This is a genomic window from Bradyrhizobium sp. Bra64, from assembly GCF_024519875.1.
GTDB lineage: Bacteria > Pseudomonadota > Alphaproteobacteria > Rhizobiales > Xanthobacteraceae > Bradyrhizobium > Bradyrhizobium japonicum_G.
Genome location: NZ_JALJRD010000023.1, coordinates 37,539 through 53,988 on the forward strand (window position 1 = coordinate 37,539; position 16,450 = coordinate 53,988).

Annotated in this window: 16 protein-coding genes; 5 read left to right on the forward strand and 11 right to left on the reverse strand. The window is 64.4% G+C overall.

Annotated features, from left to right (window positions below; genetic code table 11):
- Positions 1-17 precede the first annotated feature (17 nt).
- From NR187_RS33745 to NR187_RS33755, 3 genes are all read left to right on the forward strand, one after another.
- Positions 18-758 carry an SDR family NAD(P)-dependent oxidoreductase gene (locus NR187_RS33745; RefSeq protein WP_211385401.1) on the forward strand — a complete coding sequence of 247 codons (741 nt, stop codon included), beginning with the start codon at positions 18-20 and terminating at the stop codon, positions 756-758.
- A 78-nt stretch (positions 759-836) separates the two neighbouring features.
- Positions 837-1,985 (forward strand): hypothetical protein, encoded by a 1,149-nt coding sequence (locus NR187_RS33750; RefSeq protein WP_256809340.1) that lies wholly within the window; start codon positions 837-839, stop codon positions 1,983-1,985.
- Between the two features lie 167 nt (positions 1,986-2,152).
- Positions 2,153-3,379, forward strand: coding sequence for an ABC transporter substrate-binding protein (locus tag NR187_RS33755; protein ID WP_211385399.1), 1,227 nt, complete (start codon positions 2,153-2,155; stop codon positions 3,377-3,379).
- A 99-nt stretch (positions 3,380-3,478) separates the two neighbouring features.
- On the opposite strand, the gene NR187_RS33760 is transcribed toward NR187_RS33755, so the two are convergent.
- The 7 genes from NR187_RS33760 to NR187_RS33790 form a co-directional block, all read right to left on the reverse strand.
- Positions 3,479-4,735 (reverse strand): TCR/Tet family MFS transporter, encoded by a 1,257-nt coding sequence (locus NR187_RS33760; RefSeq protein ID WP_256809341.1) that lies wholly within the window; start codon positions 4,733-4,735, stop codon positions 3,479-3,481.
- On the reverse strand, positions 4,732-6,117 hold the full coding sequence (gene der / locus NR187_RS33765) for a ribosome biogenesis GTPase Der (protein ID WP_211385397.1): 1,386 nt from the start codon (positions 6,115-6,117) through the stop codon (positions 4,732-4,734). Before der ends, NR187_RS33760 begins: the two co-directional genes overlap by 4 nt.
- Positions 6,118-6,266: 149 nt before the next feature.
- A complete protein-coding gene (locus tag NR187_RS33770) occupies positions 6,267-6,818 on the reverse strand; it encodes a hypothetical protein (protein ID WP_256809342.1) in 552 nt (183 codons plus the stop codon).
- Positions 6,819-6,861: 43 nt separating this feature from the next.
- Complete coding sequence (locus tag NR187_RS33775) at positions 6,862-7,515, reverse strand: tetratricopeptide repeat protein (RefSeq protein WP_256809343.1); 654 nt, start codon at positions 7,513-7,515, stop codon at positions 6,862-6,864.
- Between the two features lie 169 nt (positions 7,516-7,684).
- Positions 7,685-9,277, reverse strand: a complete 1,593-nt coding sequence (locus tag NR187_RS33780; RefSeq protein ID WP_256809344.1) for a class I adenylate-forming enzyme family protein — start codon at positions 9,275-9,277, stop codon at positions 7,685-7,687.
- 74 nt (positions 9,278-9,351) lie between these two features.
- On the reverse strand, positions 9,352-9,936 hold the full coding sequence (locus NR187_RS33785) for an NnrU family protein (RefSeq protein WP_211385393.1): 585 nt from the start codon (positions 9,934-9,936) through the stop codon (positions 9,352-9,354).
- 102 nt (positions 9,937-10,038) lie between these two features.
- The gene (locus NR187_RS33790; RefSeq protein WP_256809345.1) at positions 10,039-10,689 is read right to left on the reverse strand and encodes a queuosine precursor transporter; all 651 of its coding nucleotides are present in this window, start codon (positions 10,687-10,689) and stop codon (positions 10,039-10,041) included.
- Positions 10,690-10,827: 138 nt separating this feature from the next.
- Here NR187_RS33790 and NR187_RS33795 point away from each other — a divergent pair, with 138 nt between their 5' ends.
- Positions 10,828-11,784 (forward strand): TIR domain-containing protein, encoded by a 957-nt coding sequence (locus tag NR187_RS33795; protein ID WP_211387295.1) that lies wholly within the window; start codon positions 10,828-10,830, stop codon positions 11,782-11,784.
- Positions 11,785-11,888: 104 nt separating this feature from the next.
- Here NR187_RS33795 and NR187_RS33800 read toward each other — a convergent pair whose 3' ends face one another.
- Both NR187_RS33800 and NR187_RS33805 read right to left on the reverse strand, forming a co-directional pair.
- The gene (locus tag NR187_RS33800) at positions 11,889-12,467 is read right to left on the reverse strand and encodes a hypothetical protein (RefSeq protein WP_211387296.1); all 579 of its coding nucleotides are present in this window, start codon (positions 12,465-12,467) and stop codon (positions 11,889-11,891) included.
- 82 nt (positions 12,468-12,549) lie between these two features.
- Complete coding sequence (locus NR187_RS33805) at positions 12,550-14,169, reverse strand: peptide chain release factor 3 (protein ID WP_256809349.1); 1,620 nt, start codon at positions 14,167-14,169, stop codon at positions 12,550-12,552.
- 159 nt (positions 14,170-14,328) lie between these two features.
- Between NR187_RS33805 and sugE the strand changes: the two genes are divergently transcribed.
- A complete protein-coding gene (gene sugE / locus NR187_RS33810; protein WP_211387298.1) occupies positions 14,329-14,643 on the forward strand; it encodes a quaternary ammonium compound efflux SMR transporter SugE in 315 nt (104 codons plus the stop codon).
- Here the strand turns inward: sugE and NR187_RS33815 are convergent.
- A complete protein-coding gene (locus NR187_RS33815; RefSeq protein WP_211387299.1) occupies positions 14,636-15,643 on the reverse strand; it encodes an inorganic phosphate transporter in 1,008 nt (335 codons plus the stop codon). The two genes, sugE and NR187_RS33815, sit on opposite strands and share 8 nt — an antisense overlap.
- Before the next feature lie 10 nt (positions 15,644-15,653).
- On the reverse strand, positions 15,654-16,298 hold the full coding sequence (locus NR187_RS33820; RefSeq protein ID WP_256809351.1) for a DUF47 domain-containing protein: 645 nt from the start codon (positions 16,296-16,298) through the stop codon (positions 15,654-15,656).
- Positions 16,299-16,450: the final 152 nt, after the last annotated feature.

The window sequence follows — 16,450 nt, forward strand, 5'->3', positions numbered from 1 at the left end:
GCCTGTAAAACCCCGCCATGACAAAGCCCCTCGCTGACCGCATCGCTCTCGTCACCGGCGCCTCGCGCGGCATCGGTTTTGCCACCGCCAAGGCCCTGGCAAAGTCCGGCGCGCATATCGTTGCGGTCGCGCGCACGCAGGGCGGGCTCGAGGAACTCGACGACGAGATCCGGAAGGACGGCGGCAGCACCACGCTGGTGCCGCTCAACCTCACCGATTCCGACGGCATCGCGCGGCTCGGCGCCGGCCTGCACGAGCGCTACGGCAAGCTCGACATCCTCGTCGGCAATGCCGGCGTGCTCGGCCCCTCCTCGCCGATCGGCCATATCGAGCTGAAGGCCTTCACCGACGTGATGGCGGTCAACGTTTCCGCGAACTTCCAGCTGATCCGCTGCATGGAGCCGCTGCTCAAGCAGTCCGACGCCGGCCGCGCCGTGTTCATCACCTCCGGCGCCGCCAACAAGGCGACGGCCTATGTCAGCCCGTACGCCGCCTCGAAGGCCGCGCTGGAAACGCTGGCCCGCGCCTGGGCGCAGGAGACCGCGAACACGAAGCTGCGCGTCAACCTGTTCAACCCGGGCCCGGTCCGCACCCGCATGCGCGCGACCCTGATGCCGGGCGAGGATCCGGCGACACTCGACACAGCCGAGCAGGTCGCCGAATTCATCGTGCCGATGTGCACCCCCGGCTGGACCGAGACCGGCAAGTTCTACGACTACAAGACGCGCAGCCTGATGAGCTTCCGCTCGCCGGCCTGATTGACTTGAAGGCCTCCCCGCGATTGACTGCCCGCGCTCAAGCGGCAGCAAGCCGCAAGCCAAAAAAGGGAGGTCGCCATGGCGCCGTGGCGGAATCGCGCAGGCTTTACGCGTGCGCTCGCAAATGTCTCTCACGCCTTCTCCATCCTGATCGCGGCCGTCGCGCTTGTGCTTCCGCAGGTGGCGACCGCCGGCGACGTGCCGACATTCGCGGTCGATGCCTCCTGGCCAAAACAGCTGCCGAACAACTGGATCCTCGGCCAGGTCGGCGGCATCACCGTCGACTGGCAGGGCCATATCTGGGTGATCCATCGCCCGCGCTCGCTCACTGACGACGAGAAAGGCGCGAGCCTCAACCCGCCGCGCTCGAAGTGCTGCGTGTCGGCGCCGCCCGTGCTCGAATTCGATGCCGACGGGAACCTGCTGCGCTCATGGGGCGGTCCGGGCCAAGGCTATGAATGGGTCGGCCGCGAGCACGGCATCGAGGTCGACGAACGCGGCTTCGTCTGGGTCGGCGGCAACGCCGACAATGACAACGCCATCCTGAAGTTCACGCTCGACGGCAAGTTCGTCGCCCAGATCGGCAAGATCGCGCCGAGCCTCGGCAGCAACGACACGACCCAGCTCGGCAAGCCCGCCGAAACCGCGATCGACAAGGACGCCAACGAAATCTACGTCGCCGACGGCTACGGCAACCGCCGCGTCATCGTGTTCGACGCAACCACGCTCGCCTACAAGCGGCACTGGGGCGCCTACGGCAACAAGCCCGATGACGCCAAGCAGGCGCCTTACGATCCCAAGGCCCCGGTTGCGCAGCAGTTCGGCAATCCGGTCCACTGCGTGAAGCTCGCCAATGACGGTCTCGTCTACGTCTGCGACCGCATCAACAACCGCATCCAGGTGTTCAGGAAGGACGGCACCTTCGTGAAGGAGTTCTTCTTCGAGAAGAACACGCTCGGCAACGGCGCGGTGTGGGACATCGCGATCTGGCCCGATCCGAAGCAGACCTGGCTGCTCAGCGCAGATGGCGAGAACAACGAGATCAGGGTCATCCGGCGCGACGACGGCAGCGTGGTCGGCAGCTTCGGCCACAACGGCCGCAATGCCGGGCAATTTCACTGGGTTCATGCCATGGCGATCGACGCCAAGGGTAACGTCTATACCGCCGAGGTCGACACCGGAAAGCGGATCCAGAAATTCAAACTCACATCCGACGCGCTCAAATAGCGTCTCAACGCATTTTGCCCAAAAGTTAACCGACGGATGACGCCAGGACGCAGCGTCATCCGGCTTTAGGCGCATTGCCGACGACCGTCGGACACGGTAGAGCCATCAGCCGGAACAGGGCTTCGCAAGAGAGCCGTCCGCATATTTGACAATGGAGGAATTCTTTCATGACGACGACGTTCTCACGCCGCTCCGCGGCCTTTCTGGCCTGCGCCGCTTTCGGTTTTGCCACATCCGCCTACGCCCAGGACAAGACCGTCACGATCGGCGTGCTCAACGACATGTCCAGTCTCTACGCCGACATCGGCGGCCCCGGCGCCGTGGCGGCCATCAACATGGCGGTGGAGGACTCCGGTCTCCGCGCCAAGGGCTGGAAGATCGAGGTCATCAGCGGCGACCACCAGAACAAGCCTGACGTCGGCGTCAACATCGCCCGGCAGTGGATCGACACCCAGAAGGTCGACGTGATCGCCGATACGCCGAATTCCGGCGTGGCGCTCGCCGTCAGCAACGTCGTCAAGGAGAAGAACGCGGTCCTGCTCAACAACGGCGGCGCCAGCGCCGACCTCACCGGCAAGGCCTGCAACGCCAACACCATCTCCTACACCTACGACACCTACATGCTCGCCAACGGCACCGGCAAGGCGCTGACCAAGGCCGGCGGCGACAGCTGGTTCTTCCTGACCGCCGACTACGCCTTCGGCGCCGCGCTCGAGCGTGACACCAGTGCGGTCGTCACAGCGAATGGCGGCAAGGTGCTCGGTGGCGTCAAGCATCCGCTCAACACGTCGGACTTCTCCTCCTTCCTGCTCCAGGCGCAGAACTCGAAGGCGAAGATCATCGGTCTTGCCAATGCCGGCGGCGACACCACCAACTCGATCAAGCAGGCGGCCGAGTTCGGCATCGTCGAGGGCGGCCAGAAGCTCGCCGCGCTGTTGCTGTTCATCAACGACGTCCACTCGCTCGGCCTGAAGACCGCGCACGGCCTCACCTTCACCGAATCCTTCTACTGGGACCTCAACGAGGGCACGCGCGCCTTCTCGAAGCGCTTCCAGGCCAAGGTCGCCAACAAGGCGATGCCCTCGATGACGCAGGCCGGCAATTACGCCTCCGTGCTGCATCTTCTGAAGGCGATGGACGCCCTCGGCGGCAATCCGCACGACGGTGCCAAGGTCGTCGCCAAGATGAAGGAGCTTCCGACCGACGATCCGCTGTTCGGCAAGGGCCCGCTGCGCGAGGACGGCCGCCGTATCATTCCTGCCTTTCTTTTCGAGGTGAAGAAGCCGGAAGAATCGAAGGGACCGTGGGACTATTACAAGCTGCTCGCGACCATTCCGGCGGAAGATGCGGCCAAGCCGCTCAAGGACAGCGAGTGCCCGCTGGTGAAGAAGTAAGGGCATAGCTGCCGGATGGTGGGCAACGCGAAGCGTGCCCACCATTTCTTCAGGTCGTAGAGAGATGGTGGGCTCGGCGCAAGAGCGCCTTTGCCCACCCTAAGCAACCGTCTTCGTGGTCGCCAGCGTTCGCATCGCAATCGCAACGCACGCCGCCATCAACAGCGCCGCGAGCAGGAACGGCGCGCCGGGCAGATGCCACGGCGCGCTGGTGCCGATGAAATACGAAAACGTCAGCGTGAACAGGAACGGGCCGACGAGCTGCGACACGCTCTGCACGCTCGCGGTGGCCCCCTGCAATTGGCCCTGCTGATCGGGCGCAACCAGCCGCGTCATCAGCGACTGCATGGCGGCGCCCGAGATGCCCCACAGCGACATCACGGGAATGCCGATCCAGAACAGCGGTCCGGTCGGCGCCGCGCCGAAGATGACGAAGCCGATCGCGCCACAACACAGGCCGAGCACCAGCGCGTTCCGCTCCCCGAGCACACGCACGATCGGGCCGATTGCGAGCCCCTGCACCACCATGGCGCAGATGCCGACCATGGCCAGCGTCAGGCCGACCGTCTTGGAATCCCAGCCATAGCGATAGGTCGCATAGAGCACGAAAGTCGACGGCAGCACGACATGCGCGACCTGGGCGATGAAATTGACGACCGACAACGCGGCCAGCGCCGCGTTGGAACGGAGCAGGTGCAGCGCTCCGATCGGATTGGCGCTCGCCCAGCGGAACGGCGCACGCTTCTCAAGCGCCAGCGATTCCGGCAGGACGAAGAGCCCGTACAGCGCATTGGCAAAGCTCAGGGCAGCCGAGGCCCAGAACGGCAGGCGCGGATCGATATCGCCGAGCAGGCCGCCGAGCGCCGGGCCCAGAATGAAGCCGGCGCCGAAGGCAGCTCCAATCCTGCCGAAGACTGCAGCACGCCGTTCCGGCGGCGTGATATCGGCGATATAGGCAAAGGCGGTCGAGATGCTGGCCGAGGTGATGCCGGAGATCACGCGGCCGATGAACAGCCAGACCAGCGAGGGCGCCAGCGCCATCAGAACATAGTCGGCCGCGAGCCCGAAATTCGACAGCAGCACCACCGGCCGCCGTCCGAAGCGATCCGACAGGGCGCCGAGCACCGGCGAGAACACGAACTGCATCAGCGCCCAGGCAGTGCCGAACAGGCCGAAGATGCGGGCCGCGTGCGCGGTGTCGTTGTCGACGAAGCTCTCGATCAGCTTCGGCAGGATCGGCATGATCACGCCGAGCGCGAGCATGTCGAGCAGGATGGTCACGAAGATGAAAGCGACCGCGCCGCGCCGGACCGGCGCTGCGCTTTGCGCCATCGCCCCGCCGGCGTCGCCGCTCACGACGGCCGCTTGCGCTTGTGGGCGAACGGATTGGCCTTCTCGCGCAAGGTGATGCGCACCGGCGTGCCCGGCAGCTCGAAGGCCTCACGCAGCGAATTGGTGAGATAGCGCAAATATGACTGCGGCACCGCGTCCGCGCGCGAGCAGAACAGCACGAAGCTCGGCGGACGCGCCTTCGTCTGGGTGATGTAGTTGAGCTTGAGCCGCCGACCGGACACCGCCGGCGGAGGATTGGCCTGGACCGCCTCCTCGAACCAGCGGTTCAAGGCCGCGGTCGATACGCGCCTGTTCCAGAGCGCGTAGGCGTCCTGGATCGCCTGCATCAGGCGATCGATGCCCTCGCCCATCAAGCCGGAGATGGCGATGATCGGCACGCCCTTGACCTGCGGCAGCAGATGGTCGGCATCACGACGAAGGCCGGAGATGGCGCCGCCCCCCTTGCTCTCCATCAGATCCCATTTGTTGACGGCGAGCACCATCGCGCGGCCTTCGCGCTCGATCAGGTCGGCGATGCGCAAATCCTGCTCCTCGAAGCGGTTCTGCGCATCCATCGTCATCACGACGACTTCGGCAAAGCGCACCGCGCGGAGCGCATCGGCGACCGAGAGCTTTTCCAGCTTCTCCTCGATGCGCGAGCGCCGGCGCAGGCCCGCGGTATCGAACACGCGAAACTCGCGGCCCTTCCAGTTGATCTCGACCGCGATGGAATCGCGCGTGGTGCCGGCCTCCGGGCTTGTCAGCAGGCGCTCCTCGCCGAGCAGATGGTTGATCAGTGTCGACTTGCCGGCATTGGGCCGCCCGACGATGGCGACCCGGATCGGGCGCGTCGCGGCCTCTTCCTCCGAGAGCGGCGCGTCGTCCTCGTCGTCTTCCTCTTCGTCGACGGGCTCCGGCATCAGCTTGGCTAGCGCATCGTAAAGCTCGCCCATGCCCTCGCCGTGCTCCGCCGAGATCTGGATGGGATCGCCGAGGCCGAGCGCGAAGGCCTCCATCGCACCGGCATCGCCGTGCTTGCCCTCGCTCTTGTTGGCGACCAGCAGCACCGGCTTGTTGGCCTTGCGGGCGAAATCGGCGAAGGCGCGATCCGTCGGCGTGAGGCCGATGCGGGCATCGATCACGAAGAACAGCGCGTCGGCCTGTGCGATCGCGGCCTCCGTCTGCTCCTGCATGCGCGCGGTCAGCGAGCCCTTGGCGCCCTCGTCGAGGCCGGCGGTATCGATGATCGTGAATTCCAGATCGCCGAGCCTCGCCTCGCCCTCGCGACGGTCGCGGGTGACGCCCGGCAGGTCATCGACGAGCGCGAGCTTCTGTCCAACCAGGCGGTTGAACAGCGTCGATTTGCCGACATTGGGCCGGCCGATGATGGCGATTGTGAAGGACATTGGTCATTCGTGCGCTGCCGGGGCCGCGCCTGTCAATGAAATGAAACGATTAAAGCGCGATGAGGCTGGAATGCATCCTCACCGCGCTTTAGGTTGTTGTTTAAGCATGATCTTTTCGGAAAACGCTTCGCACTTTTCCGGATCATGCTTCAGCGCGAGAAGCTGCCGCTCGGCAGCGGCGCCGGGAAGGCGCCCTGCGATTGCTGCTGGGTGGTCTGGCTCGGTTGCGCCTGCTGGACGGGCTGATCGGGCGGCGGCGCGGTGGTGCGCTTGCGCACGATCTTCTGCTTGGGCGGCGGAGCGGCCGCGGGCGGCGCGGCCTCCGGCTGAGCCTCGCCATCGACTTCGCCAGCCGGCGCTTCGGCCGGTGCGACTGCGGCGGCGGCCGGCTGCCTGGTCTTTTTCGCCTTGGCACCCTTCGCCGGCTTGGCCGGCTCGGGCGCAGGCTCCGCGGGCAAGGCCGCAACGGCGGGCACGTTCGGATCGGACTGTTGCTGCGCGCCCTTGTACAAATCCTTCGGGACGCCCTGCTCGAGCCCCGGTACGCCCTCCGGAAACACCGGCTTGCGGTCGCCGGGCAGCTTCTTCTTGGTATCGAGGAAATCGAGCATGTCGGTCGGATCGAAGCTCGAGCAACCGCCCAGGACGCCCGTGAAGGCGATCAGGACGGCGGCTGCGATCAAGCGGGGCGTGCGGCGCATATCGATTTATCTCGTCTCAGCTCTCGGGGCCGTCGGCGCGTGGTCAGCTTTTGGCGACGGGCGGCAGCAGGGCTTGCAGCGCCTCGGCGCGTGAGCGCAAGCCCGGCGGCGTTTCGCCGTCCTCGGCGATCGCGTCGAGCCATTTGCGGGCCGCAGTCATGTCGTTGTTGCGCCACGCCGACAGCGCCAGCATCTCGCGGGCGCTGTGACGGAAGGTCGATTTGGGTGCGGCGGAAGCTTCCAGCCGCTGCTGCATGTCGGCATAGCCGGCGCTGTCGAGCAGGAGGCCGGCCGCTCGGATCTTCGCCAGATCCTGCCACTCGCCGCCCACGCCGCGGTCGTCGGCAATGTCGTCATACAGCTTGGCGGCCGCCTTGGGATCGCGGGCCGCCGCCTCGGCCGCCGCACGCAGTCGCGCCAGGGTGCGATAGCCCGACGGAGCCTTGGTGGCGAGCTCGGTGAAGGCCGCCTCGGCCTCCGCGTGCTTGTCCTGCTCGGACAGCTCGACAGCCTTCTCGAACGCCGCGCCGGCCTCGGCGGCCTTCTTGGCCTCCAGATACTGGTAGCCGCGCCAACCGCCGACGGCGGCCACGATCAGCACCATCAGCGCGATGAAATAGATCGAATACTTGTCCCACAGCTTCTTGAGCTGTTCGCGACGTACTTCCTCGTCGACTTCGTCAAATAATTCAGACACTTAAGATAACCCCATACCCGGTCAGGAATGCGCGCCAGATCGTCCGCGTCAAAAACCCGTCCCCGCGTCGCGGCGGCGATACCCTATCGATATGGCGGTGGCAAGGCAAAGCGAGCCCGATCAAGGCGTTAACCACCCGGGAACGCCCAGGAATGCCCGCCGGCCCGGCTCAGGCTCCTAGGAGTTCCCGCAACTGCCGCTTCAGCACCTTGCCATTGGCATTGCGCGGCAGCGGCTCGGCCGTGATCACCATGGTTTCAGGGACCTTGTAGTCCGACAGCCGCTCGGCGCACCAGGCGCGCAGGACCTCGCCCGCCACGGGCGCGCGCGTCACCACCACGGCGTGGACGCGCTCGCCGAGAACGGGGCATGATTTGGCGATGATAGCGCTCTCCACCACCGCGGGGTGGCCGGCCAGCACGGATTCGACCTCGGCCGAATAGATCTTCAGGCCGCCGCGATTGATCATGTCCTTCTGCCGGTCGAAGACGCGGACAAACCCCTCCCCATCGACCGAGCCGAGATCGCCGGAATGCCAGAATCCGCTGGTGAAGCTCTCTGACGTCGCCGTCGCATTGTTCCAGTAGCCCTTGATGACGGATGCGCTCTGGATCCAGAGCTCGCCGATCTCGCCATGCGGCAGCTCGCGCCCGTCCGCCCCCATCGCCACGATACGCGCACCCGGACACGGCAGGCCGACGCTGTCGATATGGCTTGCCGTCAACTCGCCCGGCATGATCGTCGACGGCGACGTCGTCTCGGTCGCGCCGTAGCAGTTCATCAGCTGCAGGCCGGGAATTGTCGCCTTGAGCTTCTCGATGGTTGCGACCGGCATCGGCGCGCCGCCGAAGCCGCCGATGCGCCAGCTCGACAGATCGTAGCCGTCGAAATCGGGCTGGAGCAGGCAGAGATTGTACATCGCCGGCACCATTACCGTGTAGGTGACGCGCTCGCGGGCGGCGAGCTTGAGATAATCGGCGGCCTTGAACTCCGGCATGATGATCAGCGCGCCGCCGCAGCGAATCATCGTCGTGATGTTGGCGACGACGCCGGTGACATGGCCGAGCGGCACAGCCGCGATCGAGCGGTCCGCCGCCGTCAATTGCAGGCAGGACACGAAGACCATCGAGGAGTGCACGATGTTGCAATGAGCCAGCATCGCGCCCTTCGGCTTGCCCGTCGTGCCCGAGGTGTAGAGGATCATCGCGGTTTCTTCCTCGCCGACATCGACCGGCGCCGGCGCCGGCGCGTTGTCTGCGAGCATCGCGAAACGCGACCGCTGCGGGTCGGCATCGATCGCGATGTGGTGGATCACGTCTGGAATGTCGCGCGCATCAGGCAAACGCTCGGCCAGCCCCGCTTCATGGATCAGGATCTTGGCGCCGCAGTCGCTCAGAACATAGGCGATTTCCGGCTTCTGCTGGCGCGTGCCGAGCAGCACCGTGACCAGCCCCTCATGCGCGGCGGCAAACAGCAGCAGCGGAAATTCGATCCGGTTGCCGAGCAGGATCGCGACGCGATCGCCACGCCGCAGGCCTAGCTTGCGAAAGCCTGCCGCGATCCGCGCGGCCTGCTCCGCAGCCTGCCGCCAGCTCAGGCGGACATCCCCGCAGATCAAGGCTTCGCCGTCGGCATTGCCGGCGCACGCGTCGGCAATCATCGCCCACAAGCTCGCCGGCCGGTCGCTAAAGGCGGGCACCACCCGATCGCCAAAGCGCGCCTCGAGCCGCATCGGCGGGATCTGAGATTGCGACCAGTTCATCGGAACGCCTTAAAGCTTGTTGCTCTTGTTACCTTCCGCGCACGGGCATCAGGGTTCCGTCTTGTGCTGACCGGCTAGACCCCCACTACGGGAACGCCGATCACGACCGGATGGAATGCAAAGGCGAGCGCCAGATAAGCGACGATTCCGACCGCAACCGCGATCAGATCGTTGCTGACGCCGCCCACCGGGATCGGCGGCCCGCCGCCATCGGTGCGACGCTTCAGCGTAATGCGATCATACACTGCCCAGGCCAGGAACGAGCCGAACAGGATGATGGAGCCGAGATCGCCATTGGCCAAAAGATGCGCCGCAGCCCACAGCTTGATACCGGCCAGCATCGGATGCTTCAGCGTCGCGTAGATGCGGCCACGCAGATAGGACGCGACCACCAGGATGACCGCGGGCAGCATCAGCGCGAGCGTGATGTGCTTCAGCGCCTTCGGCGGGTACCAGACGTCGATCCAGCCGGTCGCACGGTAATGCGCAAAACCCCAGATGATCAACGCGAGCCCCGCGAGCGAGGCGAGCGAATAGACGATCTTGTAGGTACCCTCGCCCAGCCTCGCGATCGCCTCCGCGCGCGCGTCTCGTTTCGTCGTGAAAAGATGGGCTGCGAAAAACAGCGCCAGCCCCAGGATCATCACCAGCAAACCCACGACGTCCCTCTTTCGCAAAGCCGCACGTCTTCAGGTAGCATCTTCGCCCCGAGAAGCGCAATGCATCACGCGGAGCGCCGCCATCCCGGCAAGAGGACGGCCCTAGTCCTGCTCGGCCACCTTTCCGCTGCGCGCATCGATCCAGCCTCGTCCAAACGAGATGCTCAGCTTCACCAGAGGCGCGGCAACGGTCGAGAAAATGAGCTTGATCAGATACTGACCGACGATTGTCGGCAGGACAACGCCGGTACCATAGAACGCGACCGACACGAAGATGGCGGTGTCCAACAGCTGGGCCAACATCAGGCTGAGCCAGGCAGACAGCACCACGGACTTCCTGCCGAATGTCGTCTCGCGCAACAGGAGAAAGAACGACAGGTCGAAGTGCTGACTGATCATGTAAGCCAGCCAGCCGCCGATCCAGATGCGAACGGAAGAGCTAACGACCGCCTCGAAATCCTGCTGGTGGTGCCAGCCTGCCGCCGCCGGCAGATACGCGGCAAACTCGAAATAGGCGGCCGACAGGGCCATGCTAAGCAGGCCGAGATTGATGACCCGCCTGGAATACTCCTTGCCGAACAATTCGGCGATCGTATCGAGAATGATGAACGTCAGAAGATAGCTGAAGACCGTCGCACTGGCGTCCAGGCCGAAAGGCAACGCGAACAGTTTCGAGCCTGCGATCGTGCTTGTGACCAACAGCGCCGAATGGAGCGTGAGCAGAAATAGGAAATAGCTGATCCTGGCGTCCATCGGTTCACGCGGCCCCCGGGGCATCCTGCATTGAATGGGTCGAAGCTACGGGTCAAATTCGCCCAAGACAACTTCTTGTTGAATTCGGCCCCCGACGGAATATGATCGAAACATTGCAGATGGATTGGACGGTTAGTTATGACCGGCAAAATCAGTTTTGACGCCAGAATATTGGATTTCCTTCGCGCTTCCCACGGCCGTTCGCAGGAAGCGATCATTGTCGAGTTTTTGCAAACCGCGATCGCGATCAGCCCGGCGGCCGATGCGGGATCGGTCCTGATCGACCACCCCAAGATGAACAGGCTGGTGCTCTTCAACGAGGGCGACTTCCTGTTCGACAAGCAACTGCTGGATCCTCAAGCGCGGGCCAGCTTTCCGGCCACGCTGGGTTACTTCGGAACCATCGCCGGAAATTGCTTCCGCACGGGTACGCCGACGGTCTTTTCGCGCGCTCTCGGCGGGGAATTCTCCGGCGACAGTCCCATCCAGAACATGGTCTGCTTTCCAATCAAATTAGGACAGGGCCGCAGCCCATTTGGCGTCGCCTGCTTTCATAACAACGTTACGGGCAAGGTGTTCTCTCCCGACGATCTGCGCGTCCTGGAGGCCTACACCGATATTCTGGCGTTGGCTTTGCACACGCCGCACCCGGAGCTTCAGCTCGAGCGCAACGTCTTCATCGTGCACGGACGGGACGACACTAGCCGAAAGGCGCTGGAGTCGATCTTGCGGCAGAACAAGGTCACCCCCAAGGTGCTGTTGCGGGAAGACAAGAACGCAACGACGATCTTGTCGGGCCTGGAAGAGTTGATCCGAACATGCAGGGCAGGCTTCATCCTCGCCACGCCCGACGACGAAGGACGCTTGGCCAGAGCCAACGAGCCTTACGGGGCACGCGCACGTGAGAATGTCATCTTCGAGATGGGGTTGCTGTTCGCCAAATTCCGCGCCTTCGAGCGCGTCGCCATCCTGCTGAAGAAACCGCTGAGACTGCCATCGGATCTCAACGGGGTCACTTATGAGGAATTCAATAGGATCGAAGACCTCGAGGCCACCATCGTGCTCAAATTGGACAAATGGAAGCTGCTGAACTGAGTACGGCGGCTCGCGAACGAGAGACGGCCGATCAACTGCGGCTGTACGCGAGGCGTTAGACCTCCCATAGAGGCCAACGCCGCCGGGCTGGTCTCGTTGGCAAATCAGTTGGCGAGATTGCGGTTGTCGACGTAGCGGATCGCGATTGGCCGTCCGGCCAGAGCGCCCCCGAGATTGCTGGTGAATTTCAGCGGCAGGCAGGCGTTCAGCGACGCGTTGATGGCATTCAGATAGGTCGTGCGGATACCCGCGGGGACGCCCGCAGTCGCAAAGGTCAGCCGCGGCGGGCCGATCAGGCGGCCCGCCTTGTTGAAGCTGAAACGCACGGCCATCTGCATGCCCGCGCGCGCATTGTCCGATGGCGGCGACCAGCAGGTGCGCAGCTCGGCGAAGAGATCGCCGATCGTATCGAGGTCGTGATCGGGCTTGCGGTATTTGGCGCGGTCGGAGTCCTGCGGCACACTTTCGATCGTGAGCTGGAGGTTCTGCCCGTAGGGATAGTCGATCTCGGGAATGCAGGGGCCGGGTTCGAGCGGACTGCAATAGGACGGCGTGCAGGGACGATTGTCGAGCACACTGCACGGCTCGTGCGCAAACGGGATCGGGTTGATCTGGCGACGCTGCGCATCGGCCGCAACCGTCGATATTGCCAGCAGGAGAAAAACGAGGATGCCGCGCCACATGGCTGAAACGTGGCATCGCCCAAGAGGGCGTCAAGCCCGCTTTCGTTCACATGCTCGCGTTCGGCCGCGGGACGGGGGCGCCCTACCCCCTCTTCTTGACGTCCTTGACGTTGGTGAACTCGATGCCCTCGGCGCGTTCCCTGGTGTAGCCCAGATAGAACTCGTTCCGCGCCAGATACACGGGGTCGCCGTCGACATCGTCGGCGATGCTGGAGGTGTTGGCGGCGATGAAGGTATCGAGCTTCTTGCGGTCATCCGATGAGACCCAGCGCGCAAGCTGGAACTCGCTGACCTCGAATTCGACGGGCAGTGAATATTCCGCCTCCAGCCGCGCCTTCAGCACGTCGAGCTGGAGCGCACCGACCACGCCGACCAGCGCGGGCGCGCCGTCGCGCGGGCGAAACACCTGCACCACGCCCTCTTCCGACATCTGCTGAAGCGCTTCCTTCAGCTTCTTCGCCTTCATCGCGTCGGTGAGACGCACGCGGCGGACGATTTCCGGCGCAAAGCTCGGCACGCCGACGAAGTTGAAATCCTCGCCCTCGGTCAAGGTGTCGCCGATGCGCAGCGTGCCGTGGTTGGGAATGCCGACGACGTCGCCGGCATAGGCCTCGTCCGCGACCGAGCGGTCCTGCGCGAAGAAGAATTGCGGGCTCGACAACGGCATGCTCTTCCCGGTGCGCACCAGCTTGGCCTTCATGCCCCGGCTGAGCTTGCCGGAGCAGAGGCGCGCAAACGCGATGCGGTCGCGATGGTTCGGATCCATATTGGCCTGGATCTTGAACACGAAAGCACTCATGCGCGGATCGGTCGCCTCGACCCTGCGCTGGTCGCTGTCCTGCGCGCGCGGCTCGGGCGCGAACTTGCCGAGGCCTTCCAGCAGGTCGCCGACGCCGAAATTGCGCAGCGCGCTGCCGAAATAAACCGGCGTCAGATGGCCCTCGCGAAACGCGGCGAGCTCGAACGGTTTTGATGCCTCGGTCACGAGCTCGAGCTCGTCCTTCACCGCGGAGACGTCGAGATTGGCGTTGAGCTTGCCAAGCTCGGCGATCTCGATCTGCTGCGCCGCGCCGGTCTTGGCGCCACCGCCTTCGAGCAGGCGCACGCCGCCATTGACGACGTCATAGGTGCCGAGGAAGTCGCGGCCGCGGCCAACCGGCCAGGTCATCGGCGTGGTGTCGAGCGCAAGCGTCTTCTCGATCTCGTCGAGCAGCTCGAACACGTCACGGCTCTCGCGGTCCATCTTGTTGATGAAGGTGATGATCGGAATGTCGCGCAGGCGGCAGACCTCGAACAGCTTCCGGGTGCGTGCCTCGATGCCCTTGGCGGCGTCGATCACCATCACGGCGGAATCGACCGCCGTCAGCGTGCGGTAGGTATCTTCCGAAAAGTCCTCGTGGCCCGGCGTGTCCAGCAGGTTGAACACCAGGCCTTCGAATTCGAAGGTCATGACCGAGGTCACAACCGAGATGCCGCGCTCGCGCTCGATCTTCATCCAGTCCGAACGCGTGTTGCGCCGCTCGCCCTTGGCCTTGACCTGGCCGGCGAGATTGATGGCGCCGCCGAACAGCAGCAGCTTCTCGGTCAGCGTGGTCTTGCCGGCGTCCGGATGCGAGATGATCGCAAAGGTGCGCCGCCGCGACACTTCAGCGGCAAGCGGGGAACGGGCCGTCGATTCGGCAGGTGTGGCGATGTCGGACATTGCGGGAGCGTTTGACAGGGAAAATCGGCCCGATCAAGCCTCATGTGGTGATTGCAGAGCCTTCCGGCCAGCCCCATATCGACCTGGGGAAGGACGACCTTTCCCCTCTTTCAGCACATCAGCCGCGGGGACGACCCTGCCTTGATATGGAGGGTCGTCATGGCCTGGAGCATCCTGTTCGTCGCTGGCCTTCTGGAGGTAGGCTGGGCGATCGGGCTCAAATACACCGAGGGCTTTACCAGGCTGATCCCTTCCGTCCTGACCCTCGCCGCGATGGCCGGCAGCATCCTGCTGCTTGGGTTGGCCCTCAAATCACTGCCGATTGGAACCGCCTACGCGGTGTGGACCGGGATCGGTGCGGTGGGCACGGCGACGCTCGGGATCATCCTGTTCGGCGAGCCCGCCACCGCGTTTCGCCTAGCCAGCATCGGACTGATCGTCGCCGGCATTGTCGGGCTGAAACTCGTTACTTGAGGAAAATCTTGACCGCCCACCAGGTCAGCGCAGCGACGATGGCCGAGGCCGGCATGGTGATCACCCAGGCGTAGACGATCGAGCTGGCGACGTTCCAGCGCACCGCCGAGAGACGGCGGGCGGCGCCGACGCCGACGATGGCGCCGGTGATGGTGTGGGTGGTCGACACCGGAACCCCGAGGTAGGTCGCCATGAACAGGGTGGCGGCGCCGCCGGTCTCGGCGCAAAAACCCTGCATTGGCGTCAGCTTTGTAATTCGCAATCCCATGGTGCGGACGATGCGCCAGCCGCCCATCAGCGTGCCCATCGCCATCGCGGCCTGGCAGGACAGCACCACCCAGAACGGCACCGAGAATTCGCTGCCGAGATGGCCCTGCGAGTAGAGCAGCACGGCGATGATGCCCATGGTCTTCTGCGCGTCGTTGCCGCCATGGCCGAGCGAATAGAGCGAGGCGGAGGCGAATTGCAGGATGCGGAAAGCGCGGTCCACAGCGAAAGGGGTGGACCGGACCGAGGCCCAGGAGACGATCGCGACCAGCACCATCGCGAGCAGGAAGCCGACGAGTGGAGACAGCACGATGGCGATCACCGTTTTGGATAATCCGCTCCAGACCGCCGCGGAGATCCCCGCCTTGGCCACGCCACCGCCGAACAGGCCACCGATCAATGCATGCGACGACGAGGACGGGATGCCGAGCCCCCAGGTCACGAGGTTCCAGACGATGGCGCCGACGAGGGCCGCGAAGATCACCTGGGCATCGACGATCGCGGGATCGATGATGCCGGTGCCGATGGTTTGGGCAACGTGCAGACCGAACACCATGAAGGCGACGAAATTGAAGAACGCGGCCCAGAACACCGCGAATTGCGGCCGCAGCACGCGGGTCGAGACGATGGTCGCGATCGAATTGGCGGCGTCGTGCAGGCCGTTCAGGAAATCGAACAGCAGCGCGACGGCGATCAGTCCGACCAGGAGGGGAAGACCCAACGCAGCATCCACGGCGCCCTGCCTAAACTTGCTCGATGACGATGCTGTTGATCTCGTTCGCGACGTCGTCGAAACGGTCGGCCACCTTCTCGAGGTGGTCGTAGATCTCGACACCGACGATGAAGTCCATCGCGCTCCCGTCGCGGTGCTTGAGGAACAGCTCCTTCATCCCGATGTCGTGGAGATCGTCGACCCGGCCTTCGAGCTTGCCCAGCTCTTCCGTGATTGCGGTCAGCATCGCCACGTTCTTGCCGATCTGCTGCATCAACGGCAGCGCGCGGCCGACCAGATTGGCGCATTCGATCAAGAGCCCGCCGATCTCGCGCATCGGTGGCTCGAAGGTACGGACTTCGAACAGCATCACGGCCTTGGCGGTCTGCTGCATCTGGTCGATGGCATCGTCCATCGAGGTGATCAGGTTCTTGATGTCGCCGCGATCGAACGGAGTGATGAAGGTGCGGCGCACCGCCGTCAGCACCTCACGGGTGATGTTGTCGGCATCGTTCTCGAACTGGTTGACGCGCTGGCAAAAGACCGGCGTCTCCTCGCCCCCGTTGAGCATGCTCTGGAGCGCGATCGAGCCGTGGATCACGGTCTGGGCGTGGCGGTCGAACAGGTCGAAGAAGCGTTCTTCCTTGGGCAGGAAAGCGCGAAACCATCGCATCATGGGAAGAGACTACCGGTTGGAAATGGCCCGGCCGAACCGGCCGTCACAAAACTGTCATAGACCATTTTCGATCCGCGTGCGTGTCATCTCACGCCCGCGGAGCCGGGTCATCCACCGCTTTCACGCACCAGATAAATTGTTGCGATATCAAT